The sequence below is a fragment of the Salegentibacter mishustinae genome (assembly GCF_002900095.1).
In the GTDB taxonomy this organism is placed as follows: Bacteria; Bacteroidota; Bacteroidia; order Flavobacteriales; family Flavobacteriaceae; genus Salegentibacter; species Salegentibacter mishustinae.
In genome coordinates, this window is the sequence record NZ_LLKN01000001.1 from 598,143 (window position 1) to 622,944 (window position 24,802).

19 protein-coding genes are annotated in these 24,802 nt (G+C 38.2%); 8 read left to right on the forward strand and 11 right to left on the reverse strand.

Features of this window, described 5'->3' with window-relative positions; all coding sequences use genetic code 11:
* Positions 1-59 precede the first annotated feature (59 nt).
* On the reverse strand, positions 60-3,320 hold the full coding sequence (locus tag APB85_RS02720; RefSeq protein ID WP_057480666.1) for a S41 family peptidase: 3,261 nt from the start codon (positions 3,318-3,320) through the stop codon (positions 60-62).
* Positions 3,321-3,483: 163 nt separating this feature from the next.
* On the opposite strand from APB85_RS02720, the gene APB85_RS02725 reads away from it, so the two are divergent.
* On the forward strand, positions 3,484-4,050 hold the full coding sequence (locus APB85_RS02725; protein WP_057480610.1) for an RNA methyltransferase: 567 nt from the start codon (positions 3,484-3,486) through the stop codon (positions 4,048-4,050).
* Positions 4,051-4,076: 26 nt separating this feature from the next.
* Here the strand turns inward: APB85_RS02725 and folK are convergent, their stop codons facing one another.
* The gene (folK, locus tag APB85_RS02730; protein WP_057480611.1) at positions 4,077-5,204 is read right to left on the reverse strand and encodes a 2-amino-4-hydroxy-6-hydroxymethyldihydropteridine diphosphokinase; all 1,128 of its coding nucleotides are present in this window, start codon (positions 5,202-5,204) and stop codon (positions 4,077-4,079) included.
* Between the two features lie 105 nt (positions 5,205-5,309).
* Here folK and APB85_RS02735 point away from each other — a divergent pair, with 105 nt between their 5' ends.
* Together APB85_RS02735 and APB85_RS02740 are read left to right on the forward strand one after the other, a co-directional pair.
* Positions 5,310-6,008: a queuosine precursor transporter gene (locus APB85_RS02735; RefSeq protein ID WP_057480612.1), complete on the forward strand. Its 699-nt coding sequence runs from the start codon at positions 5,310-5,312 to the stop codon at positions 6,006-6,008.
* Between the two features lie 109 nt (positions 6,009-6,117).
* Positions 6,118-8,787 (forward strand): AsmA-like C-terminal region-containing protein, encoded by a 2,670-nt coding sequence (locus tag APB85_RS02740; protein ID WP_057480613.1) that lies wholly within the window; start codon positions 6,118-6,120, stop codon positions 8,785-8,787.
* A 178-nt stretch (positions 8,788-8,965) separates the two neighbouring features.
* Here the strand turns inward: APB85_RS02740 and APB85_RS02745 are convergent, their stop codons facing one another.
* On the reverse strand, positions 8,966-9,760 hold the full coding sequence (locus APB85_RS02745; protein WP_057480614.1) for a DUF2797 domain-containing protein: 795 nt from the start codon (positions 9,758-9,760) through the stop codon (positions 8,966-8,968).
* A 110-nt stretch (positions 9,761-9,870) separates the two neighbouring features.
* Between APB85_RS02745 and APB85_RS02750 the strand changes: the two genes are divergently transcribed.
* Positions 9,871-11,385: a GH3 auxin-responsive promoter family protein gene (locus tag APB85_RS02750; protein ID WP_057480615.1), complete on the forward strand. Its 1,515-nt coding sequence runs from the start codon at positions 9,871-9,873 to the stop codon at positions 11,383-11,385.
* 108 nt (positions 11,386-11,493) lie between these two features.
* Here APB85_RS02750 and hemL read toward each other — a convergent pair whose 3' ends face one another.
* Genes hemL through APB85_RS02770 form a run of 4 tightly spaced genes read right to left on the reverse strand, consistent with a single transcriptional unit; the run spans position 11,494 to position 14,922 of the window.
* Positions 11,494-12,783 (reverse strand): glutamate-1-semialdehyde 2,1-aminomutase, encoded by a 1,290-nt coding sequence (gene hemL / locus APB85_RS02755; protein WP_057480616.1) that lies wholly within the window; start codon positions 12,781-12,783, stop codon positions 11,494-11,496.
* A gap of 6 nt (positions 12,784-12,789) precedes the next feature.
* Positions 12,790-13,623, reverse strand: coding sequence for a glucosaminidase domain-containing protein (locus APB85_RS02760; protein ID WP_057480617.1), 834 nt, complete (start codon positions 13,621-13,623; stop codon positions 12,790-12,792).
* Position 13,624: 1 nt separating this feature from the next.
* A complete protein-coding gene (locus tag APB85_RS02765) occupies positions 13,625-14,563 on the reverse strand; it encodes a 1-aminocyclopropane-1-carboxylate deaminase/D-cysteine desulfhydrase (protein WP_057480618.1) in 939 nt (312 codons plus the stop codon).
* Between the two features lie 32 nt (positions 14,564-14,595).
* Entirely contained in the window at positions 14,596-14,922 is a 327-nt protein-coding gene (locus tag APB85_RS02770; RefSeq protein ID WP_057480619.1) for a hypothetical protein, read from the reverse strand.
* Positions 14,923-14,954: 32 nt separating this feature from the next.
* Here APB85_RS02770 and APB85_RS17255 point away from each other — a divergent pair, with 32 nt between their 5' ends.
* Positions 14,955-15,125 (forward strand): DUF5522 domain-containing protein, encoded by a 171-nt coding sequence (locus APB85_RS17255; protein ID WP_157823650.1) that lies wholly within the window; start codon positions 14,955-14,957, stop codon positions 15,123-15,125.
* Here APB85_RS17255 and APB85_RS02775 read toward each other — a convergent pair.
* Positions 15,120-15,584 carry a copper resistance protein NlpE gene (locus tag APB85_RS02775; RefSeq protein ID WP_057480620.1) on the reverse strand — a complete coding sequence of 155 codons (465 nt, stop codon included), beginning with the start codon at positions 15,582-15,584 and terminating at the stop codon, positions 15,120-15,122. The two genes, APB85_RS17255 and APB85_RS02775, sit on opposite strands and share 6 nt — an antisense overlap.
* A gap of 105 nt (positions 15,585-15,689) precedes the next feature.
* Between APB85_RS02775 and APB85_RS02780 the strand changes: the two genes are divergently transcribed.
* From APB85_RS02780 to APB85_RS02790, 3 genes are all read left to right on the forward strand, one after another.
* Positions 15,690-17,687: a urocanate hydratase gene (locus APB85_RS02780; RefSeq protein ID WP_057480667.1), complete on the forward strand. Its 1,998-nt coding sequence runs from the start codon at positions 15,690-15,692 to the stop codon at positions 17,685-17,687.
* An 11-nt stretch (positions 17,688-17,698) separates the two neighbouring features.
* Positions 17,699-18,241 carry a DUF4136 domain-containing protein gene (locus APB85_RS02785; protein WP_057480621.1) on the forward strand — a complete coding sequence of 181 codons (543 nt, stop codon included), beginning with the start codon at positions 17,699-17,701 and terminating at the stop codon, positions 18,239-18,241.
* Between the two features lie 129 nt (positions 18,242-18,370).
* Positions 18,371-20,125 carry an aromatic amino acid hydroxylase gene (locus tag APB85_RS02790; RefSeq protein WP_057480622.1) on the forward strand — a complete coding sequence of 585 codons (1,755 nt, stop codon included), beginning with the start codon at positions 18,371-18,373 and terminating at the stop codon, positions 20,123-20,125.
* A 35-nt stretch (positions 20,126-20,160) separates the two neighbouring features.
* Here the strand turns inward: APB85_RS02790 and APB85_RS02795 are convergent, their stop codons facing one another.
* The 3 genes from APB85_RS02795 to alaS all read right to left on the reverse strand — a co-directional run bounded on the left by APB85_RS02795 (position 20,161) and on the right by alaS (position 24,792).
* Positions 20,161-20,775, reverse strand: a complete 615-nt coding sequence (locus tag APB85_RS02795; RefSeq protein WP_057480623.1) for a DUF4230 domain-containing protein — start codon at positions 20,773-20,775, stop codon at positions 20,161-20,163.
* Positions 20,776-21,067: 292 nt separating this feature from the next.
* Positions 21,068-22,036, reverse strand: a complete 969-nt coding sequence (locus APB85_RS02800) for a GSCFA domain-containing protein (protein WP_057480624.1) — start codon at positions 22,034-22,036, stop codon at positions 21,068-21,070.
* 146 nt (positions 22,037-22,182) lie between these two features.
* Positions 22,183-24,792 (reverse strand): alanine--tRNA ligase, encoded by a 2,610-nt coding sequence (gene alaS, locus APB85_RS02805; protein ID WP_057480625.1) that lies wholly within the window; start codon positions 24,790-24,792, stop codon positions 22,183-22,185.
* Between the last annotated feature and the right edge of the window lie 10 nt (positions 24,793-24,802).

Sequence of the window (24,802 nt, forward strand, 5' to 3'; positions counted from 1 at the left end):
GACAGAAACCTGGTATTCCAAATTCCCGCTTTCTAAATTTTAGATTATTCGCAAGAATATTAGTTATCTGTTTTATCAGGATATACCGGGGAAGGCACTTCTTTCGGCGGGTTTTCCTCCAGCTGTTTCAGCACAATCTCAATGGCTTTTTCCAGTTGAGGATCTCTCCCTTCTATAACTTCTTCCGGCCATTGTTCCACCTCAACATCGGGTGCCACTCCTTCGTTTTCTACACTAAAGCCTTCTTCCGTATAAAAAGCAACATTTGGCGCAGTAACAGAGCCGCCATCTATAAATTCAGGATAACCCAAAACGCCTACCAGGCCGCCCCAGGTAGTTTTCCCGACGATAGTACCCAAATCAAATTTTCTAAACATCCACGGCAGGTAATCTCCCCCCGAACCGGCAGTTTCATCGGTAATCATCACTTTTGGTCCCTGAATAGAAGCACTTGGCGATTTGAGATCCTTTCCATAGCGAAATCTCCAGTGCGCCTGCTCAGGTTTTTTAAGTATATCTATAACATAATCTGCCAACTGCCCACCACCATTAAAACGTTCATCTACAATAATCGCCTGCTTGTTCGCCTGCGGAAAGAAGTAGCGTTTAAAGTACTCATGTCCTTCCGTGGCAGTATTTGGCACATAAACATAGGCAACCTTGCCATCGGTAGCTTCGTGCACTTTTTGAATATTGCCTTCTATCCAATCGCGGTTTCTTAAAGCAATTTCATTTTCAACCGGAGTTACTTTGATTTTTCTTGAATTCTTCATATTAGGATTAGGACCCACGGTAAGCATCACTATTTTCCCCGCCGTATTTTCAAAAAACTTATATATATTATCACTGGCCTTTAGCTCTTCGCCATCTACTGCTAAAAGATAATCGCCTTCATTCACATCTACTCCCGGTTCGGTTAGTGGAGAACGCAAATTAGGATTCCAATTGAGTCCGCCATAGATTTTTTCAAACCAATACCTGTCATTTTCTATGCTGAAATCTGCTCCCAGGAGACCACCTTTTACAGATTCTTTAGAATGAAGCCTGTCACCTCTACTCGAGAAACGGTGATGCCCCACTCCAAGTTCGCTAAACATCCATTCCATTACGCGGTATAGATCGCTTCGGGAAGTAACATCTCCTATAAAAGGTTCGTATTTCTCTTTCATTTTATCCCAGTCTACGCCGTGCATTCCGGGATCATAAAAGTAGTCCCGGTTAACCCGCCAGGCCTCATCAAAGATATTTGGCCACTCGGCTACCGGGTCAATTTTAACCTGAATCTCGCCGGTATTAAGCGTTCGCTTTTCTTCAATTTTATCAACTTCAGCGACACCCCATTTTTCTTCTGCCTTATAAAGAATCTTTTTTCCATTGGCTGAGAGCTCGTAAGAAGTAGCGGGCATTATCTCCTTATTCTCTCTTTCTTTAAGATCATATAAATTTAGCGTTCCTTTATTCTGCTCGTGAGGAGGATAAGCTAAATAATAGAGTGTTCCTTCCTTTGGCGAACTTAGGTTCGCATATTTACCGGCCGGAAGCGGCACATCTACTATCCTGTTTTCTATTCCCTCGAAATCTATTTTTAGGTCGGGAACTTTCACTTCTTTATCCTCTTCTTCAGCCTTTTTCTTTTTTTCTTCTTCTTTTTCAGCTTTCTCTATCTTTTCAACATCATTTTCTCTGGCAAATGGAGATTCTACATCCTTCTGTAAAGTGACAAGATAAATCGAACTGCTCATTTCCATATCCTGATTAGACTGATCAAACCAATTCACCACCGGCCCGGCATCTGTAGAAGCTAGCATATATAGATATTTTCCGCTGGGATCAAAAACCGGACTTGAAACGCTGGAAAAGCCATCGGAAATTGCATAGGATTTATCCTCTGAAAGCGAATACACATAGGCTTGTTCAAAACTGGTGCCTGTTACTATGGTATAACTAATCCAATTAGAATCGTGAGACCAGCTACCAAAAAGATCTCTAAAAACTCCCGGGATATATCTTTTGTCCTGGGAAACTTTGGTCACTTTTCCAGAATCTATGTTTAACACATATAGATTACGCCCATTATCTACAAAACTTATTTTCTTACTATCTGGAGACCACTTTGGATAAGCATAAAAACCTGCACCTTCAAGTTTAAATTTCCTGGCCTCTTTTTGTTCACTTTGATCGTGCACATGAAGGGCATATTCCCCACTCTCATCGCTAAAATAGGCTATGAATTTTCCATTTGGAGACCAAACAGGATCTTGTTCATGTACTCCTGGAGTTTCAGTTATATTAACCACATCTCCTTTTTCAGCGGGCACTGTAACAATTTCTCCTCTAAAATCCATTACCACCCTTGCACCGGTGGGCGAAACAGAAGCGCTACGAATATATTCATCTCCCTTTACAAAACGTGGGCGCAGTTCAAGAAGGTCTGTTGCGATCCCTACCTCGATTTTTTCGGTAGTATCACTTTCTGGATTATAGGTATGCAAATACCCGGCCTGCTCAAAAATTATTTCCTCTTTTCCTGCGGAAAGATCTAAAACCGGAAAATCTTTAAAATTGGTATGTTGAGAAACCTCCTGGGAATTCATATCATAACTGTATAAATTGAATTCTCCATTTCTATCACTCCTGAAATAAACCTTATCTCCCAGCCATTGAGGTCTGGCGTCGTTACTTCCGCTTTTCGGTTTTGGAATCTCGGTTACAGAGTGGTCATTGGTGTCGTAGATCCAGATTCGGGAGGCCATACCACCACGATAATACTTCCACTGATTAAAAGCTTCGTAAAGCGGCGTGTAAGCGATATATTTTCCATCATCTGAATAATCTGCCCAAAATGCATTTGGAATTTCCAATTGCTTAACCTGGCCACCATTTACTGAAACCTCAAAGAGCTCTGCAAATCGCCTGGTAAAAACATTTCGCTGAGAAATGAAAAGAACTGCAGAACCATCTGGTGTAAAACCACGAACCCAGTCGCTTCCGGGATGCCAACTAAGACGCTCCGGCACGCCACCATTTGCAGAAACCACATACACATCGGTATTGCCATCATATTCCGCGTTAAAAGCTATAAGGCTTCCATCTGGAGAGAAAACTGGATTAGACTCAATACCATCATCTACCGTGAGTCGTTTTGGTGAAGAGCCATCTTTATTTACCACCCAAAGATCTTCGGCATAAATAAAAGCGATTTGAGAATCACTCATCGCGGGTGTGGAAAGTAAACGGGTATCTTCTTTATTAATATCCTGGGCTGTAAGAGTAAAAGACAGGAAGAAAAAAAGTAACAGGGAAGTAATTTTATGTATCATATTAGAGGAATATTTTATCATTTACTAATATAAAACTAAAATGTAAATAACCTATGAAACCTGCGATTACGAAATATTCGAATTAAAAATCTCTACTAATCAACACCAGTCTTTTTTAACATAAATTAATTGATTTCCTCGTATTCTTATTAATTTTGCCGTTATGGAAAACCGAAAATTAAAAAACAGCGAACTTGATCGAAAATCAATTCAAGAATTTAAGGAAGCTGAGAAGACACCTATTATTGTGATTTTAGACAATATTAGAAGCCTAAATAATATTGGTTCGGTTTTTCGTAGTGCCGATGCTTTTCTAATTGAAAAAATCTATCTCTGCGGCATTACCGCACAACCACCTCATAAAGATATACAGAAAACCGCTTTAGGCGCAACCGAAACCGTAGCCTGGGAATATGTAGAGAATACGCTAGAGTTGGTGGAAAAGCTTCAACAAGAGAAAACAAAAGTTTTTTCAATTGAACAGGCCGAAGGCTCGGTGATGCTAAATGATTTTAAAGCCCAGCCCGGTGAAAAAATCGCCGTGGTTTTTGGTAACGAGGTAAAAGGCGTACAGCAAGAAGTGGTTTCGGCGAGTGATGGGATTATTGAAATCCCACAATTGGGAAGTAAACATTCGCTAAATATTGCGGTTAGTGTAGGAGTTGTGCTCTGGGATTTGTTTTCTAAAATTTCTCAAAATAACAGAGAGCAATCTTATATGAGTCACTAAAGACACTTCCTACTTCTAGGAAATTATCAGGCTTTGATCTCTTCCAGAATTGAAAGATAATCGGCGCGATTATTCACAAAGTCTTTACCTGAAATATCTATAATCTGCACCTTCATATTGGTTTGGGTCTTTATAAAATTCAGGTAACTTTTATTGATTTCCACTAAATAATCGGGCTGAATATTTTGCTCGTAATCACGACCGCGAGCCTTGATATTTTCCAGCAATCGATCTGTATTTTGGTAGAGATAAATGTAAAGATCTGGCTTTACCAATTCCTTGTACATTAAATGAAAAAGCTTGTGATATAAGGCATATTCATCTTCGTGTAGCGTGATTTTAGCAAAAATAAGCGACTTAAAAACATCGTAGTCTGAGATCACAAAATCTTTAAAAAGATCATATTGCGCAAGATCGTCTGATAACTGTTGGTAGCGATCGGCCAAAAAAGACATTTCTAACGGAAAAGCATATCGCTCTTTGTTCTCATAGAATTTTGGTAAAAACGGGTTGTCTTTAAACCTTTCTAAAATAAGTTTCGCGTTAAAATCTTCGGAAACCATCGTTGAAAAGCTCGTTTTCCCGGCTCCAATATTTCCTTCAACCGCGATATAATTCAGTTTATTTAAATTGAATGCTTTCTTAGGAATTTCCAACTTTTCAAGAATTGCTTTTATCTCGGAATTATCTTCCACCTGCTTCAGCAATTTTTCAATAGAAACTTTAAAAACGGGATGATTTTCCTTAGCGGCGATATCGGCCAACGGTAACAACACGAATTTTCGATTTTGCATTGCAGGATGCGGCACTATCAAATCTGAGGTTTCTAAAACTTCATCTTCAAAAAGAAGAATATCCAGATCAAGGCTTCGGTTTTGGTAATTTTTAGCATCAGAGCGTACTCGCCCGGCATCAGCTTCGATCTTTAATAATTTCCGAAGAATTTCTTCCGCAGAAAATCTCGTAGAAACGGCAATACAGGCATTTAAAAAAGCATTACCCTCAAAACCCCAGGCCGGTGTTTCGTAAACCTGCGATACCTGTTGCACCTCGCCAATTTCTAAGTATATTTTATGCAATGCATTTTGCAGAAGCTCAAAGCGGTTACCCACATTGCTTCCCAGGGCTATATGTACTATTTTTGGGGAATTCAAACTAACTGAAGAAAATTATTAAAGCTTATCCTGTAAATTTCACAGCAAATTAAGTAAAACAAAATCACATACCCCTAATTTTGTAGGAAGACTTAAAAAATAAATTTGGCTAAACTTTTACTGAAAGACAAACTCGCGGCACAGCGCGTATATTTAATATTGGCCGGGCTTTTTATCGCCTCCCTGGTGGTTTCGAACCTAATATTTCAGAAATTCTTTAGCTGGGATTTTTTTGGACTCTATACGTTTGAAATTTCTGTGGGAATTTTACCGTATCCGGTTACTTTTTTGATCACCGATATTATAAGCGAGATCTACGGTAAGAAAAAAGCCAACCAGGTAGTAACTACTGGGATTTTTGCATCGTTCTTTTCTTTGTTGATAATTTACACCGCAGATGCAGTACCGGCTACTGAATGGTCGCCAATTGGTGACGAATTATTTACCAGGGTTTTTGGTGCCACCACCATTGCAGTTTTCGCCTCTATGGTTGCCTATTTATTGGCGCAGTATATAGATATTCAATTATTCCATTTTTGGAAAAGATTGACCAAAGGAAAACATTTATGGCTACGGAATAACTTTTCTACCTTTCTCTCGCAGTTTGTAGATACGTTTTCGGTCTTGTTTTTGCTCTGTAGTTTTAATAAAATTGAATGGGACTTATTTGGCGGACTTTTACTTAGCGGATTTTTGTTTAAAGTAATCGTTGCCGCCTTAGATACGCCCCTGCTCTACGCTTCGGTTTTTGCTTTTAGAAAGCGATTTAATCTGAAGCAGGGCGAAGAACTTGAATATGAATAAATAGAATAAAAATGAAACCAGCATGCTGCTGGACCCAAAAATTAGTAATACACAGGATGAAATTTAAAGCTTGTGTTTAATCTAAAATTGGAATAAAAATTTTTAAGAAATGAAAAAAGCATTAAAAATAATTGGAATTGTATTGCTGGTAATTGTAGTAATACTGGTTGCCGCACCATTTTTATTTGAATCACAAATAAAGGATTATGTGCGAAAAACCGCCAATGAGAGTGTAGATGCGCAAGTTGAATTTAGCGATATAAGCCTTAGCTTTTTTAGAAGTTTTCCACAAGCTACGGTGGTAATTGAGAATTTTAGCGTGATCAATAATGAACCTTTTAAAGGCGACACACTCGCCATTGGGGAGGAAGCTCAACTGGAAATGTCTATTAAAGAATTGTTTAAAGGAGCCGATGAGCCAAAAATTTTAGACAATATAAAAGTTAGCAATACTTATCTTAATATTAAGGTAGACTCTCTTGACAATGCCAATTACGATATCGCAATTGAAGATACCACTGCGACAGCTAAAGATTCGGCTTCAACCGGATTCAGTTTCGATTTAAAACATTACGAGATCAATAATTCCCGGGTGAAATATCTGGATGAAGGACAAAAATTATTGTTAGATGTAGAAGAGCTTCATCACGAAGGAACCGGAGATTTTTCTTTAGCAGAAAGCGAACTGGACACCAAATCTAATGCGCTAGTTTCTCTAGATTATGATGGTACCAACTATCTGAACAGAAACAAGGTTTCTCTTGATGCCGTGATCCAGATGGATTTGGAAAATATGCGCTATACCTTCCTTGAGAACGAAGCAATGATCAATCAGTTGCCCTTAACTTTTGAAGGATTTGTGCAGGTAAATGAAGATAATAACGAGATAGATTTAAGTTTCCAAACGCCTTCTTCAGACTTCAAAAACTTTCTAGCGGTAATTCCTGCGACCTATGCAAAAAACATTGAAAATGTAGAAACTAGCGGAGATTTCGTTGTTAACGGGAAAATACAGGGAATTGTAGACGAGCCTTACATTCCTAAAATGGATATTAAAGTGAGTTCTGATAATGCTTCCTTTAAATATCCAGATCTACCAAAAAGTGTTCAGGACATCAACATAGACCTCCAGATATTAAACGAAACCGGGATACTAGAGGATACTTACCTCACTTTTGACAATGTAACCTTTAGAATAGACCAGGATAAATTTGCCACCAACGGAAGCATAAAAAACCTAATGGGAAATATGCTAGTTGATATGGCGCTGCAGGGAACTTTAAACTTAGCAAACCTGGACCAGGCTTATCCGTTAGATCTTGAACAGGATCTAAACGGAATTTTAACTGCCGATGTTACTACACAATTTGATATGAATTCTATTGAAAAAGAACAATATCAAAATGTGAAAAGTAACGGTACAGCGAGTATTAAGAACTTCAGTTATAAATCTCCAGAAATTCCTAACGAGGTAAAGATCGCTAATGCGAGATTGAATTTCAATCAGGGTAATGTTCGTGTACCTGAATTAAAACTTACTACCGGGCAAACCGATATTACGGCTTCGGGAAATATTGAAAACCTGATAGGTTTTTTGTTTACTGATCAAAAACTAAAGGGAAGTTTCAATGTAGACTCTAATGTCTTTGCTATCAATGATTTTATGATCGCTGAAACCGGAACTGGAGAAACCACAAGCCAAAGTTCTACACCAAGTACAAGCGAGGCGGTTAAAATACCTTCATTTTTAGATACTGAACTAGCTTTTAATGTAAACACCGTAATCTATGATAACCTGGAGCTTAAAAATGCCAAAGGAACTATTATTTTAAAGGATGAAACAGCCACTCTACAAAATATCACTACCGATATCTTTGGCGGAAATATCAATCTGGCAGGAAATGTTTCTACTAAAGGAAGCACTCCAACTTTTGAGATGGATTTGGCACTGAATTCTCTAAAAATAGCCGAATCTTTTACCAGTTTAGAAATGTTGCAGGCATTAGCACCGGTAGCTAAAGCACTAGAAGGTAAATTACAAACCAATCTTCAGTTAACAGGAAATCTAAACGAAGATCTCACACCGCAATTATCAACTCTTGCCGGTAACGCGCTAGCAGAAATTCTGACTGCAGATATAGACCCGGAGAAACTACCATTACTTTCAAGTCTTGACCAGCAATTGAATTTTATAGACTTAAACGATATTGATCTTGATAAACTAAAAACTCGCTTAACCTTTAAAAATGGAATGGTACAAATTGAACCCTTTAACTTTAATGTAAAAGGGGTAGATGTTCAGGTTTCCGGTAGCCACGGATTTGACATGAATATGGATTACACTTTAAATTTAGATGTGCCAGCTAAAATGTTAGGTAGCCAGGTAGGCAGTGCGCTAAGCCAATTAAGCGGTGACGAACTGCAAAATATGACGGTGGCATTGCCAATAGGTTTGCAGGGTACTTTCCAAAATCCGCAGGTGAATGTAAATATGCAGCAAGCGGTAACTAATCTTACTCAAAGAATAGTTGCAAAGCAAAAAGACAAGCTTAAAGAACGTGGGCAGGATGCAATTAGAGATATCATTAATAAGCAAACCGGTGGAAATCAAAAACCACAAAATGATACCATCACTTCTCAGGATTCTACGCAAACCCAAACTCCTAAAACCGAAGAAAAACATAGAAGCCAGGAAGAGCAAGTTAAAGATGCAGCCAAAGATATTTTAGGAGGTATTTTGGGAAAAAGTAAGAAGAAAAAAGATACTACCAGCAACTAAAATAAAACCCTAACAGTTTCCAAAAAAAATACTGGAAACTGTTAGGGTTTATAATTTCTCGCAATTGCGAGGAGACTATAATCAACGCGGCAATCTGTAAATTAAAGCTAACCGACGTATAGATTACTTCTCCCGATAAAAATCGGGATCGTAATGAAGTATAAAATTCTAAATAATTCTATTTCACTCCCAATTCTACTACAAAACCTTCGTGAGCACGAACGTTGAAAACAGTGCCATCTTCAAAAATTAAATACTGGCCTTTAATTCCTTTTAAAACTCCTTCGTAGAATGGGTTTTTACCAAGGTTAAGGGTTTTTATTTTCTTCGGAAACTCCAAAACAGGGAATTCTATTTCTAATTCTTTTCTATCGCCCAGGTAATATTCTTTCGCTTCGTCGGGAATAAACTCTTTAAGCTTATCTCTTTCATCTGCTAGATTAAGATCCAAAACCTCGTTGGTCAACATTTTTCGCCAATTGGTTTTATCTGAAACGTGATCTTTTAGTGCAACTTCCGTTATTCCTGCTAAATACCGGTTAGGCACCTCAACTATTTCAATAGCTTCGTGCGCTCCCTGGTCTATCCACCGTGTAGGAATTTGTGTTTTTCGGGTTACCCCAACTTTTACATTACTGGAATTCGCCAAATAAACTACGTGTGGCTGTAATTGTGCTTGTTTTTCAAAATCAAGGTCGCGATCTTCTTCATCTAAGTGAGCTTTACTTAGTTCTGGTTTCATAATCCAATCTCCGGCTTGAGGAATAGAAGTAAAACAATCGTAACAATAACCCTGGCGGAATATTTTCTTTTGTAGTCCGCAGTTCAAACATTGAAAACGAAGAAAATTAAGGCTTATTTTTTTACCGAGAATTTGATTCATATTTATAAAATCATCCTCAAAAATCATATAATACTGAACTTTATCGGTGATCTCGGTTCTCATTTTCCTAAACACTCCTTCGTATCTCATCTTTTTTTCTCTATTTTTAACCGAAGTTGATTTGCAAGCTTCGAAGTTTAAATTATTTTTATCCAGCCAACCAGCTGAAGCATTGTCAGCGTATAAAGATATAAAGAATAATGCCAATTCCATTAGTAAACTCCGTGGCCTCCTGGTTCCTCAAAAAGCGAATTCACCAAATGGAGTTGTTTATAAAGTATCCTCACGAGGTTCAGCATGAGTTGCTTAGAAACTTGCTTTCCAAAGCTAAAAACACTGAAATTGGCAAGAAATATAATTTTTCAGAAATTAAAAATCACAGTCAGTTTTCGAGCAGGGTTCCTATTCAAAAATATGAGGATTACGAAGCTTGTATTGAACGCAGCCGGCAGGGAGAAACCAATATTTTTTGGCCAACGCCTATAAAATGGTTTGCAAAATCTAGCGGAACCACCAGTGCAAAAAGTAAATTTATCCCGGTAAGTGAAGACTCCCTTGAGGATTGCCACTATAATGCAGGGAAAGACCTGTTATGCATGTATTTGAATAATAATCCGCAATCACAACTTTTTACCGGAAAGAGCTTAAGACTGGGCGGAAGTAAGGAAATTTATAAAAATAACGGCACTGCTTACGGTGATCTTTCAGCGATCTTAATTGCGAACATGCCTTTTTGGGCAGAGTTTAGTAGCACGCCAAGCAACGAGGTTTCCCTAATGAACGATTGGGAAGTAAAAATGCAGGCGATCGTCAACGAAACTATTAAAGAAAATGTAACCAGCCTGGCCGGTGTTCCCAGTTGGATGCTTGTTCTCCTCAATAATATTTTAGAAACCAGCGGAAAAGAAAACCTGTTTGAGGTATGGCCAAACCTGGAAGTTTATTTTCACGGCGGGGTAAGTTTTGATCCTTACGCGCCGCAATATCAAAAGATTTTACCCAAAGAAGATTTCAGGTTTTACGAGATCTATAATGCTTCGGAAGGATTTTTCGCCTGCCAGGATCAAAATGATTCCAAAGAACTTTTACTAATGCTGGATTACGGAATTTACTACGAGTTTATTCCTATGGATAGCTACGGAAGTGAACAAGAAAAAGCAATTCCCCTGGCTGAAGTTGAAACCGGGAAAAATTATGCGGTGGTAATTACCACAAACGCTGGACTTTGGCGCTATAAAATAGGCGACACCGTTAAGTTTACCTCTACGAGTCCTTACCGTATAAAAGTTACCGGGAGAACAAAACATCACATAAACGCATTTGGAGAAGAATTAATTATTGAAAATGCTGAAGAAGCTTTAAAAAAGACTTCCCTGGTAACTAATTGTGAAATTGTGGATTATACCGCAGCACCTATTTTTATGGAAGGAAAAGAAAAAGGCGCGCACGAATGGATTATAGAATTTAAAAATCCGCCGAAGGATTTTGAGAAATTCAGGTATGAACTCGATTTGGCTTTACAACAGGTAAATAGTGATTATGAAGCCAAACGTTATAATAATATGACGCTAAATATGCCGAAAATTCACCAGGCAAGAGAGAAGCTTTTTTACGACTGGCTTAAGAAAAATGATAAACTTGGCGGACAACATAAAATCCCCAGACTATCTAACTCCCGGAATTATGTGGAAGAATTGCTTGGAATGAATTCCTAAGCAAAGTAAAATCACAAAATATATAGATTGCCATGTGGGCTATCGCCTTCTCCCAATGACGAAAATAACCTCACAAGTCCTGAAAACTTGTGAGGTTTATAATTTGCATTACAATGTCTTAGAAACTTTATCTACAGTTTCAATGGTCTTATCTAAATCATCATAAGAAAGCGCATCGCTTATAAACCAAGTTTCATAGGCGCTTGGTGCGATATAAATTCCATTTTCCAGCATTCCGTGGAAGAATTTATTGAACGTTCCAAGATTTGCAGAAGTTGCCGCGGAAGCGAAATCGGTTACGGGTTCTTTTCCAAAGTGAACCGAGATCATAGAGCCTACTCTATTTATAGTGAAATCAATATTGTTTTGAGTCAGCACTTTTTCCATTCCTTCGTGAAGGTATGCAGTCTTTTTATCTATGCTTTCAAAAATCTCTCTTTTGCTATCCAGTTCAGTAAGCATGGCCAAACCTGCAGCCATCGCCAGCGGATTTCCACTCAGGGTTCCGGCCTGATAAACCGGCCCAACCGGCGCCAGGTAATCCATAATTTCATTCCTGGCTGCAAAAGCTCCAACCGGCAGGCCACCACCAATCACTTTTCCGAAGCAAGTAATATCGGCATTCACTCCCATTCTTTCCTGCACTCCTCCCGGCGCAAGTCTAAATCCGGTCATTACCTCATCAAAAACAAGTAGAATCCCTGTTTCATCACAGATCTTTCTTAATCCCTCCAGGAAACCTTTAGCAGGCGGGATACATCCCATATTTCCGGCGACAGGCTCAAGAATAATACAGGAAATCTCATCCTTATTCGCTTCTACCAGCTCCTTTACATTATCAAGATCGTTGTATTTAGCAAGCAAGGTATCTTTTGCGGTTCCCTGTGTAACCCCGGGACTGTTTGGTGTACCAAAAGTAACCGCACCACTACCGGCCTGGATTAGAAAAGAATCGCTATGCCCGTGATAACACCCGGCAAATTTTATGATCTTTTCTTTCCCGGTAAATCCGCGGGCTAGCCTTACTGCACTCATCGTTGCTTCGGTACCAGAATTTACCATTCTTATCTTATCGATATTCGGTACCATTTTTATCGCCAATTCAGCGATTTTGGTTTCAATTTCGGTAGGAGTTCCAAACGATGTCCCTTTTTTTGCGATATCAATTACCGCATCAATTACCGGTTTATGGGCGTGACCTAAAATTAACGGCCCCCACGAATTTATATAGTCTATTAATTTATTTCCGTCTTCATCATATAAATAAGGTCCTTCGGCTTTCTTTATAAAAATGGGATCACCTCCCACTGCTTTAAATGCTCTTACCGGGGAATTCACTCCGCCAGGAATTACTTTTTGTGCCGAAGCGAACAATTCGCTACTTCTCTTATAGATCATATTTTTTTATTCTGGAGAGATTATTACCAAAGTTTGCCCAACTGCTATATTGGTATCTCTTAAATTATTAAATCGCTGTAAATCTTCTACAGTTGTGTTGTGTTTTTTGGCAATAGCATATAAGGTATCTCCTTTTTTAACCCTATAAGTAACCGATTCCGGCTCTTCGGGAGTGTAAGTGTAACTAGGAGATGGTCTTTTAAGTACATCTGCATCAAATTGATAAAGCTTGTACCTTTCTATTAAACCAATTAATTTATCTGGGTAACGCCTGTCTGTAGCATAACCTGCTTTTCTTAAACCTCTTGCCCATCCTTTATAATCATCTTTATCAAGATCAAAAAGTTCGGCATAACGTTTTCTTTCGGTTAGGAAAAGTGAATGGTCTCTGTATGAATAACGAGCATCTTTATATTTTCTAAAACACTCACCACGGGCATCATCATCGTGATAAACCCGAGCTCCCTGCCAGTCGTGACATTTTATTCCAAAGTGATTATTGGCTCGCATAGTAAGATCACCCTTTCCCCCGCCAGATTCTAATATTCCCTGTGCCAGGGTAACACTTGCAGGTATATTATAAAGTCGCATTTCTTCCATGGCCACTGCGGCAAAATCCCTGATATAATCTTCTACAGTATAAAGCCTTGGATTTACCGGTGGTAATTTTGGTGTCCCTTCTAGAGGTTTCACTCCTTCAATCTCTCTATTTCCCGAAGATTCAGTAATCACGCCTTCTCTATCTGAATCCTTTTTAGTGGTGATCACTTTTTTCTTGCTTCCGCAGGAAACCGCAAATAATGCGCAGAATATCAAAATAAAAAACCGGTTAAATTTCATCTTAGTAATTTATTAAGGGCAAATTTTTCTTTGTTAAAACGCTGTTCATTCCCGGGATTCCCTGTAAACCTCCTGTATGTATTGCCAGGATCTTACTTCCGGAAGGAAAATATCCGGTTTTTATAAGGTCAAAAATACCAAAAACTAATTTTCCCGTATATACCGGATCTAACTGAATTTGATATTTTTCTTTGAATTTATTAATAAAATTTATCAATTGCGAATCTACCTTAGCATAACCGCCAAAATGATACTTTAGTATTAATTCCCAATTATTCTTAAATGCGTAATTTTTAATTTCTTCGGAAAGAAAATCCCCTTTTAAAGCCGGAAAACCAAGTATTTTCTGATTTTTGGCAGAGGCATTTATCAAGCCCGAAAGTGTTCCTCCTGTTCCTACCGAAGCGGATATAAAGTCAAATTCTTTATCTTTCTCGCTTAAAATTTCTTCACAACCTTTTATCGCTAATTGGTTAGTGCCGCCTTCTGGAACTAAATAAAATTCATCGAATTCTTCATTAAGTCTCTGCTGAAACTCCAATGTTTCTTTTTGCCGATAGTCTTTTCTGGAAACAAAGCGGAAATGCATTCCGCAGGAATGAGCAAAATTTAAAGTTCTGTTTTGAGCCAAAGTTTTCTCGAGATTTTCTCCTAATTCTTCTCCCCTAATAATCCCTATAGTTTTTAAACCCGAAAGTTTTCCAGCCGCTGCAGTTGCAGCAATATGGTTAGAATAAGCACCGCCAAGAGTTAACAAGGTCTTCTTTTTGTGTTTTTGAGCTTCAAGAATATTGTATTTAAGCTTCCTAAATTTATTCCCGGAAACTTCTGGATGCAGTAAATCTTCCCGCTTTAAGTGAAGAGAAATTTCATTAGAAAATTCGGCTATAAATTGATTTTCCGAAGAAATTTCAGCATAAAAATTTAAAGGATTAGGCATAGCACAAAGGTCTTAATTCTGAGATTAACCACCTATATAAATTGCAAAAATGCCCAGAATTTACGTTCCTTTACATAATTCTCTTTCATTTCCTGGGTGTAGGCTTCCCGCTCAAAACTAATATTTTTGTAAGCTAAAAAACGGTCTTTATACTGAACTAAGCGCAGCAGATACTCCAATAAATACCAGATATAAAATGGGAGAATAAGCAATTCTATTTGTTGTCTAAGATGAATCTTTTCGTGATTAATAAAAGTTTCATCTTTCTTAAGTTCCGGGCTTTTTAAAATCACAAAAGGCCATAAACTCACCCCTTTAAAAGATTTCCCCAGGAGATATTTGTTAACGATTAGAATCACGTGTGGAAGTTAAGAAATTGTATTTTTGCTCTATGAGTTTTTTCAAAAAAAGAATTCCGTTAGAAGAAGGAGATTACTACACCACTCCCGAAGGTTATCGTTGTTTTACCGAGCAATATCACTTAAAACGTGGTTACTGCTGTGAGAGCGGTTGCCGGCATTGCCCTTATGGTTATGATAAAAAAACCGGCAAACAATCATAAATTATTGGTTTTAGTAAGCCTATATTTTATAGCAGAATCGCCCATAACTTTAGATTCGTCCTTAAAAACCTGTAACAGATAATTTTCACTTACCTGAAAATAAAGCTTTTGCTGTTCTCCTAAACTAATGGTATTCCCCTGCTTATTCCACTCAAATTTACCGGTTTCGTTAAGATTGTTTTCTTCAGCTTCTGTTCTTCCCAAATAATGTTGCGAGAGCACATAATCTAAATTTTTCTTTAACCTGATACTGGTTTCAATTCCTTCGCAATCTTCGCAAGGCAACACCCCTTCATAGACCCCGTCCCAATCCAAAGAATTTCGAGAATTATGAGCATTGCCTGGCTTAGTACTTATTTCTTCCGTAGAACTTTCTAACGAATTACTTTCTGCTGTTTTCTCCTGATCTTTACAGGAAATTAGACAAACAAGCGCGAGAAGAATTATAATAGATTTCATAATTTATTTCTTTAAAAGAGCGCTAAATTTATAGAAAATGAAATTTAAAACTCTTTAATTTAACATTTCTTCCTATTATTGAAACCTATTGCAAACAGAAAATCAATGGACTTTAAAGCGAAAATACTACAGGGAATTCCCAGTGAACTTCCACCTAAAAAAGAATACGATACTTCGGTAAATCACGCTCCTAAACGAAAGGCTATTCTAAACGCCGAAGAAAAACAATTAGCACTTCAAAATGCCCTGCGTTATTTTGAAGAAAAACATCACCAGGAATTGCTACCTGAATTTAAGGAGGAATTAGAGAAATACGGAAGAATTTATATGTATCGCCTGAAGCCAGACTATGATATGTATGCCCGCAATATTGAAGAATATCCTGGAAATAGCACGCAAGCAAAAGGAATCATGCTAATGATTCAAAACAACCTGGATCCTAAAGTAGCACAGCATCCCGATGAATTGATTACTTACGGTGGCAACGGGGCAGTTTTTCAAAACTGGGCACAATACCTGCTCACTATGCAATATTTAGCCGAAATGGAAAACGACCAGACTTTGGTAATGTATTCTGGCCATCCTATGGGCGTATTTCCTTCCCATGAAAATGCCCCAAGAGTAGTAGTTACTAACGGAATGATGATCCCAAATTATTCGAAACCCGATGACTGGGAAAAATTTAATGCCCTTGGTGTAACTCAATATGGTCAAATGACGGCTGGAAGTTATATGTACATTGGTCCGCAAGGAATTGTTCATGGTACCACGATCACAGTTTTAAACGCTGGAAGAAAAATATCAAAATCTGGAGAAGGTCTGGAAGGTAAATTATTCGTGACTTCCGGTCTTGGAGGAATGAGCGGCGCGCAACCTAAAGCCGGGAATATTGCAGGCTGCATTACCGTTTGTGCAGAGGTAAATCCCAAAGCAACCGAAACGCGCCATAGCCAGGGCTGGGTAGACGAAGTAATTTCTGATCTAGAGAAACTTGCTAAAAGAGTGCAGGAAGCCAAAGCTAAAAAGGAGATAGTTTCTATCGCTTTCCAGGGAAATATTGTAGATGTTTGGGAATATTTTGAAAAAGAGAATATTTATATCGATTTGGGAAGTGACCAGACTTCTTTACACAATCCCTGGGCCGGCGGTTATTACCCGGTAGGCTTGAGTTTAGAAGAAGCCAATACGATGATGGCTGAGGAACCTGAAAAATTCAAGAAAAAAGTACAGGAAAGTTTAAAAAGACAAACCGCGGCAATTAATAAACATACCGCTAAAGGCACCTATTTCTTCGATTATGGAAACGCTTTCTTATTAGAGGCTTCAAGGGCCGGAGCCGATATTCTTGCTGAAAACGGCAAAAATTTCAAATATCCAAGTTATGTGCAGGATATTATGGGACCTATGTGTTTTGATTATGGTTTTGGGCCTTTTAGGTGGGTTTGCGCTTCGGGAAAAGAAGACGATCTTGACAAAACCGATAAGATCGCGACTCAGGTTTTAGAAGAACTCAAAAAGAATTCCCCGGAGGAAATTCAGCAGCAAATGGCTGATAATATTCAGTGGATAAAGGGCGCAAGGGAAAATAAACTGGTAGTAGGATCTAAAGCCAGGATTCTCTATGCTGATGCCGAAGGCCGAATGAAAATTGCCAAAGCCTTTAATGATGCCATTGGAAATGGTGAAATAGGAACGGTTATTTTAGGGCGTGATCATCACGATGTTTCCGGCACAGACTCCCCTTACCGGGAAACTTCAAATATTTACGATGGTTCACAATTTACGGCTGATATGGCGATACAAAATGTAATTGGAGATAGCTTTAGAGGCGCCACCTGGGTTAGCATTCATAACGGCGGTGGAGTTGGCTGGGGAGAGGTAATTAACGGCGGATTTGGTATGATTCTTGAAGGAAATAAAGCATCGGAGGAGCGTTTAAAATCTATGCTTTTCTGGGATGTTAATAATGGAATTGCCCGCCGAAGCTGGGCCCGAAACAAAGAAGCGGTTTTCGCTGCAAAAAGGGCTATGCAAATGGAACCAAAACTAAAAGTAACTATCCCAAACCTGGTAGATCCGGCTCTTTTTGACACTAACACCTAAAATAATATTTTATGAAAGTCTTAAAAATTACACCGGTTCTCTTACTACTAGCTATCCTGGTAACGTCTTGCAGCAGCGTAAGAGTTGCTTCAGATTACGACAGGGAAGTTAACTTTAACCAATATGAAAGTTACGCGTTTTTTAAACCCGGAATAGATAAAGCTGAAATATCAGATCTAGATAAAAAACGAATCCTTAGAGCTATAGAAACAGAAATGCAACGTAAAGGTTTTACAAAATCTGAGGATCCAGATCTTTTAGTAAGCATTTTCACGAAAACCAATGAAAATATTAATATCTACCAGAACAATATGATGGGCTGGGGATACGGCTGGGGTTGGCACCCGTGGTATTGGGGTTCAGGCTTTAATACGGTAAACCGCACCAGCGAAGGCACGCTGTATATAGATCTAATAGATGCTGAAGGAAAAGAATTAGTATGGCAGGGAATGGGAACCGCTGCACTAGCTGAAAAAGTAGATAAGAAACAGGAAAGGATCAACGAAATTGTTTCTGAAATACTTGAAAAGTATCCGCCAGAAATAAAGAATTAACCCAACAAATTTTTCAACTAAAATGCTCCTCTTGCAGGAGCATTTTTATTTTTATACGGCTTTAGTTATCATTTTATGAATTTCAGCTTAATTTCTTATCTTTATATTGAATTTTAGTTAATCACAATTATGCTCGATAAAGTTGAATCTAATGCGATTTTAGACCGCTTGCCGGCCCATCTTCAGCAATATATAAAACCACAGAATTACGACGATTATTCCCCGGTAAACCACGCGGTTTGGCGCTATGTAATGCGTAAAAATGTAGATTATCTAAGCAAAGTTGCGCACGAGTCTTACCTTGATGGTTTAAAGCAAACCGGCATTTCTATAGATCACATTCCCAATATGTATGGGATGAACCGAATTTTAAAAGAAATTGGATGGGCTGCTGTAGCTGTAGACGGCTTTATACCACCGGCGGCTTTTATGGAATTCCAGGCTTTTAATGTATTAGTTATTGCCAGTGATATTCGCCAGCTCGAGCATATAGAATACACTCCTGCCCCAGATATTATTCACGAAGGTGCCGGCCACGCACCTATTATCGCTAATCCAGAATATGCAGAATATCTTAGACGCTTTGGCGAAATTGGCTGTAAAGCGATTTCCAGCGCTAAAGATTATGAGATGTACGAAGCCATAAGGCACCTTTCTATTATTAAAGAAGCTGAAGATACACCTCAGCAAGAAATTGAAGAAGCTGAAAAGAAAGTAGATTACCTGCAAAATAATATGGGGAAACCCAGTGAAATGGCCCAAATTAGAAATTTACACTGGTGGACCGTTGAGTATGGGTTGATAGGAAGCCTGGAAGATCCCAAAATATACGGCGCCGGTTTACTTTCTTCAATTGGAGAAAGCGCCTGGTGTATGACAGACAAAGTGAAGAAGATTCCATATTCTATTGAAGCTTGCAAACAGGAATTTGATATTACCAAACCCCAGCCTCAGCTTTATGTAACCCCAGATTTTGCCCATTTAAGTTCAGTTTTAGAAGAATTTGCTAATAAAATGGCTTTAAGAAAAGGCGGGTTAGAAGGAATTCAGAAATTGATAGATTCTAAAAATCTTGGGACTATAGAATTAAGTACCGGTTTACAGATCTCAGGAGACTTTTCAAAAGTTATTGAACACGATGGTAAACCAATTTATATTCAAACTTCAGGTAAAACTGCCCTTTCCCATCGGGAAAAAGAACTGGTAGGTCACGGTGTGAAAAATCATCCTGAGGGATTTGGCTCGCCAATTGGCTCTTTAAAAGGAATCAATTTAGCGATTGAAGATATGAGTCCGCGTGATCTTAGGGCTTACGATATCTATGAAGGTGAAAAGATTGAATTTGAATTTGAAGGTGGAATAAAAGTAAAAGGTGAGATCATTACCGGCACCAGGAATCTCCAGGGGAAAATAATAATTATTAGCCTAAAAGATTGCACGGTTAGTTATGGGGAAGAAATTTTATTCAAACCTGAATGGGGCAAATATGATATGGCAATAGGTAAAGAAGTTATTTCAGCATTTGCCGGCCCGGCAGATAATCTTTCTTTCGATCTAATTACCCACAAAACTTCAACTACTACAATAAAAAGTAAAAGTACGCCAGAACGGGAAGAACTTGCGTCTCTTTATGCTTCAGTTAGAAATATAAGAGAAGGAAAAAATGCCAAATTTTCATTAGACGCTGCTCTAGAACTTGTAAAAAAACATCACCCGCAAGACTGGTTGCTTTCCGTAGAAATATATGAGCTAGCAGTAGGAAAAGATGAAAAACTCGCTAAAGAAGCTCTCAGCAATTTAGAAGATGTAAAATTTCGAAGACCTGATATCTCACATTTAATTGATGGCGGAATAAGCCTTATAAACGGCCAATTGGTTAGTTAATATAGGAATGAAATTTAAAATTGCGAAAAAGAAAACTAGAGTTTTATTTTTTCAAATTCTTCGGAATCATTAAAATTCTGGTTGTTGTATTGTAGCGTCCAGCCCATGGAATTGGTAAGAATATAGATCTTTTGCAATTCGCTAATTAGTCTATTTTCAGCATTAGACTTGAGCGAAGAGGCTTCTACCTTTTCTCTAATAGATTTCTCTATGCGGCCTTTAATTTTATTATGATCTTCAGCATCAAACTGGTTTAAATAATCCTGGGTAACATCGTAATATTTTATCTCGGGATTTATCGTTATTTCCTCTTTTGGAATAGAGATAATGCGTACAATTTTATTTTCTTCATCAATTTCGGTTTCCAATTTACTTAAGTCGTAAGCCACCGTTGCCGTAGCATTTACAATGATAAGCGCTTTCTTTCTTGCCAAAAATATATCGAGATAAAACTTCTTTGAATTTTTATAAGAATAAACCTGGGAAAAAGTGCCTTCGGTAACCACAAGCTTACCTACATTTTTTATTTGTTGTTGTAGTAAAGCGGTACTTTCTTCTAATTTATCCTGTTCCTGGTTTCTATTTTCACAGTAACGCACTCCAAAAACAACCAGTAATACCAAAAAGGCTCCAATAAGGAAATTTCTCATTCTTCAATTTTTTCTAAAGGTACAAAGATTGTGAGTTTTGAGGTTTTTTGAAGAAAACACTGGCGTTATAAAATACTTATGGACGGCCCCACCCGTCCATAAGCTTTTAAAATTTCTAAAATCTACCCCAACAAATTTTAGAAAACGAATTAAGACATTTGTCAAAACCTTTGGGCTTTTCAGCCTTTCGTTTTCAACGACTTATATCTCGAATTCTAAAATAAAAATACAAAATATTTATATATAAAGTCAAGAGAAAAATTATATTAAAGATTTTTTACTCAAATTTAATCTAGAATTCCAAATGCGGATATTGCTTTTTGAGTGCTGAAATTTGAGATTTCAGCTTTTCTAAAAATCGCAAATGCGCTTCAGAATCGGGATTAAACGGGCGATGCGCTAATCCTTTTTGAATATTTTCTACTTCATTTAAAACCAAAAGAGAGGCTTCTGAAAACCAGGCTTCTTTAAATCTTTTCCAAATATAATTTATGGCTGTTTGGGAAGGATGTAACATATCTTCACCATAAAACCGATAATCACGAAGCTCGTCCATCATCAATTCATAAGATGGGAAATAAAGCCCCCTAACTCCCAAAGAGGAAATTGATTTTCTATTCTCCAATACATTATGAATTGCGGTAATTAAATGCGCTTTACTACGCTGATTTTCAACAAACCCGTCCTTGATATGCCGAACCGGAGAAACGGTAAAAATAACTACAGCATCAGAGTTTATTTGGTGTACAACCTCTACAATCTCATTTAAAGCTCGCTCAATTTCTTCTGTAGATTGTAATTCTTTCCTGAAAGATTTCTGAGGAACTTTATGACAGTTCGCTACGCTCTGTTCACTTTCCAAATGATAATAACTCCAGGCTGTACCTAATGTGATCACCAAATGTGAGCTTTGCTGAAGAAACTCACGAGCCTTTTGTAATGCTGAATTCAGGTTTTTGAGTAAACCCTCAGCATCGGGATTACTCAATGCAGAATGTGCATCAAAACAATGCCAGCGCTCTTGGTGCTGAAAAACATCCTTCTCGGCATACATCTTTTCTTCCTTAAGTTTTCGAAAAAACGTTGCAATGGCTAAAGGATGGAAAAGAATTCCGAAGGGATTCTGTAAAGTTTGCAGCTTATAGAAATCAAGTTTTTCACCTATATTTTCTACAAAACAGGAACCAATAAGAAAGATCTTAGATTCATAATCTATCTTGGGTTCAGTCTCTTTTATAGGTATTTTGGTCCTGAATTCCATAGCATTATATAAAAGCTGTCTAAAAAGATTTTAAAACGTCACCTTGAATTTATTTCAATATCTAACGCATTGGAAATCCAAAAATATGTTAGAAGCTGAAACTAGTTCAGAGTAATAAAAATAGACTTTTCAGCCAGCCTCGTGCTTTACTTTAGATAAGCCTGTGCTTCTTGCAGAGCCTCGGTAATCCCTTCCGGTTTTTTACCGCCGGCAGTTGCGAAAAACGGCTGGCCACCGCCACCGCCCTGAATATATTTACCCAGGTCTTTTACGATTTTCCCTGCGTGCAGGTCTTTTTCTTTTGCGAGTTCTTTAGAAATATAGCAGCTTAAAAGTGCTTTTCCATTTTGTTCGGTTCCGAATAATAAAAATAAGTTTTCAAATTCATCCCCTAATTGAAAAGCAAGGTCTTTTATTCCACCGGCATCAAGATCTACTTTCTTAGCCAGGAAATTCACTCCGTTTATTTCAGAAATTTCAGCCTTTAATTCGGTTTTCAGGTTTTTGGCTTTATCCTTTAGCAAAGCTTCCACCTGCTTTTTTAAAGTTGCATTTTCGTCCTGCAAGGTATTCACCGCTTTTACCGGATCTTTTGCATTCTTCAATTCGGCCTTTATTTGCTCCAAAACCTCATCCTGGTTAGCAAAATATTCTTTTACAGCTTCCCCGGTAATTGCTTCAATTCTTCTGATTCCAGAAGCAACAGCAGCTTCAGAAGTGATTTTAAAATGCCATATTTCTGAAGTATTCTTAACGTGGATTCCCCCGCAAAGCTCCATAGATTCTCCAAAACGAATAGCACGAACAGCATCTCCATATTTTTCACCAAAAAGCGCTAAAGCGCCCTGGTTCACAGCTTCCTTAAACGGAATACTTCGTTGCTCTTCTAAAGGCAAATGCTCGTTAATACGCTGATTTACCAGTTTTTCAACCTGCTCTAATTCCTCTTTATTTACTTTGCTGAAATGAGAAAAATCAAAACGCAAGTAATCACCTTTAACCAGAGAACCTTTTTGTTCTACGTGAGTTCCCAAAACTTCCCGAAGCGCCTGGTGCAATAAGTGCGTGGCGGTATGGTTAGCCGCAGTAGCCGCACGTTTTTTTGAGTTTACAACCGCCTTAAATCTATCTTTTGGATTCTTAGGCAGCGATTTAGCAAAATGAACAATTAAGTTATTTTCCTTTTTTGTATCGGTAATTTCTATTTTGTTGTTTTCACTATCTACAAGAAAACCTTTATCTCCAACCTGTCCACCACCTTCAGGGTAAAACGGAGTTTGAGCAAGCACAATTTGATATAAAGCGCCTTTTTTACTTTCTACTTTTCGGTATCGGGCAATTTGAGTTTCAGCTTCTAAATGATCGTAACCCACAAATGCTTCGGCACTTACCGGGTTTATTTCTTCCCAGTCGCCGGCAGTAACCTGAGTTGCCGCACGAGACCTGTCTTTTTGCTCCTTAAGTTGAGCTTCAAATTCTTTTTGATCAAGATCGAATCCGCGTTCGCGTAAAATTAGTGCAGTTAAATCTATAGGAAAACCAAAAGTATCGTAAAGCTCAAAAGCCTTTTTCCCTGAAACAGTTTTTCCTTTGGTTTCTGAAATTATATTTTCCAGCAAAATCAAGCCCTGATCCAAAGTTCTTAAGAAAGATTGTTCTTCTTCCCTAATCACATTTTCACATAAAGTTTTTTGAGACTTAAGTTCAGGAAATGCTTCACCCATTTGTTTGCTTAGCACTGCTACCAACTTATAAATAAAAGGCTCTTTGGTATCTAAAAACGTAAATCCGTAGCGAATGGCACGTCTTAAAATTCTTCTAATCACATAACCAGCACCGGTGTTTGAAGGCAATTGCCCATCGGCTATAGAAAAAGTTACCGCTCTTACGTGATCTGCAATTACCCGAATCGCGATATCGGTTTTTTCAGATTTTCCGTAAGGAGAATTGGTGATTTTTTCCAGTTCAGCAATTAGCGGCGTAAAAACATCGGTATCGTAATTAGATTGTTTTCCCTGTAACACCATACAAAGACGTTCAAAACCCATCCCGGTATCGATATGTTTTGCCGGAAGTTCAACTAAAGAACCATCGGCTTTACGGTTATACTGCATAAAAACCAGGTTCCAGATCTCTACTACCTGCGGGTGATCTGCATTTACCAGTTCTTTTCCGGGTTTTTTAGCTTTTTCAGCTTCAGAACGAATATCAATATGAATTTCAGAACAAGGTCCGCAAGGTCCCTGGTCTCCCATTTCCCAGAAATTATCTTTTTTATCACCGTAAACGATGCGATCTTCAGGAACAATTTTTTTCCAAAGTTCCAGGGCTTCGGTATCCAATCCTAATTTATCTTCTTTGCTTCCTTCAAAAACAGAAACATAAAGATTTTCAGGAGCAATTTTAAAAACCTCGGTAAGCAATTCCCAGGCCCAGTTTATGGCTTCTTCTTTAAAGTAATCCCCAAAGCTCCAATTCCCTAACATCTCGAACATCGTGTGATGGTAGGTATCCATTCCCACCTCTTCCAAATCGTTATGTTTTCCGCTTACGCGAAGGCATTTTTGGCTATCAGTAATACGGGAGCTGGAAGGCTCACTATTTCCTAAAAAATACTCCTTAAATTGAACCATCCCCGCATTGGTGAACATAAGTGTGGGATCGTCTTTTAGCACCATGGGCGCCGAAGGAACGATTTTATGAGATTTGGACTTAAAAAATTCTAAAAACTGGTTTCTTATTTCCTGAGATTTCATCTACTTAATC

Bases quoted from the DNA above. Each gene is read 5' to 3' on its own strand.
- APB85_RS02795 (WP_057480623.1), bottom strand. From the start codon at position 20,775: ATGAGAAATTTCCTTATTGGAGCCTTTTTGGTATTACTGGTTGTTTTT.
- APB85_RS02720 (WP_057480666.1), bottom strand. From the start codon at position 3,320: ATGATACATAAAATTACTTCCCTGTTACTTTTTTTCTTCCTGTCTTTT.
- APB85_RS02745 (WP_057480614.1), bottom strand. From the start codon at position 9,760: ATGAGATACGAAGGAGTGTTTAGGAAAATGAGAACCGAGATCACCGAT.
- APB85_RS02740 (WP_057480613.1), top strand. From the start codon at position 6,118: ATGAAAAAAGCATTAAAAATAATTGGAATTGTATTGCTGGTAATTGTA.
- APB85_RS02775 (WP_057480620.1), bottom strand. From the start codon at position 15,584: ATGAAATCTATTATAATTCTTCTCGCGCTTGTTTGTCTAATTTCCTGT.
- APB85_RS02760 (WP_057480617.1), bottom strand. From the start codon at position 13,623: ATGAAATTTAACCGGTTTTTTATTTTGATATTCTGCGCATTATTTGCG.
- APB85_RS02780 (WP_057480667.1), top strand. From the start codon at position 15,690: ATGGACTTTAAAGCGAAAATACTACAGGGAATTCCCAGTGAACTTCCA.
- APB85_RS02750 (WP_057480615.1), top strand. From the start codon at position 9,871: ATGCCAATTCCATTAGTAAACTCCGTGGCCTCCTGGTTCCTCAAAAAG.
- APB85_RS17255 (WP_157823650.1), top strand. From the start codon at position 14,955: ATGAGTTTTTTCAAAAAAAGAATTCCGTTAGAAGAAGGAGATTACTAC.
- APB85_RS02785 (WP_057480621.1), top strand. From the start codon at position 17,699: ATGAAAGTCTTAAAAATTACACCGGTTCTCTTACTACTAGCTATCCTG.
- alaS (WP_057480625.1), bottom strand. From the start codon at position 24,792: ATGAAATCTCAGGAAATAAGAAACCAGTTTTTAGAATTTTTTAAGTCC.
- hemL (WP_057480616.1), bottom strand. From the start codon at position 12,783: ATGATCTATAAGAGAAGTAGCGAATTGTTCGCTTCGGCACAAAAAGTA.
- APB85_RS02800 (WP_057480624.1), bottom strand. From the start codon at position 22,036: ATGGAATTCAGGACCAAAATACCTATAAAAGAGACTGAACCCAAGATA.
- APB85_RS02765 (WP_057480618.1), bottom strand. From the start codon at position 14,563: ATGCCTAATCCTTTAAATTTTTATGCTGAAATTTCTTCGGAAAATCAA.
- APB85_RS02790 (WP_057480622.1), top strand. From the start codon at position 18,371: ATGCTCGATAAAGTTGAATCTAATGCGATTTTAGACCGCTTGCCGGCC.
- APB85_RS02725 (WP_057480610.1), top strand. From the start codon at position 3,484: ATGGAAAACCGAAAATTAAAAAACAGCGAACTTGATCGAAAATCAATT.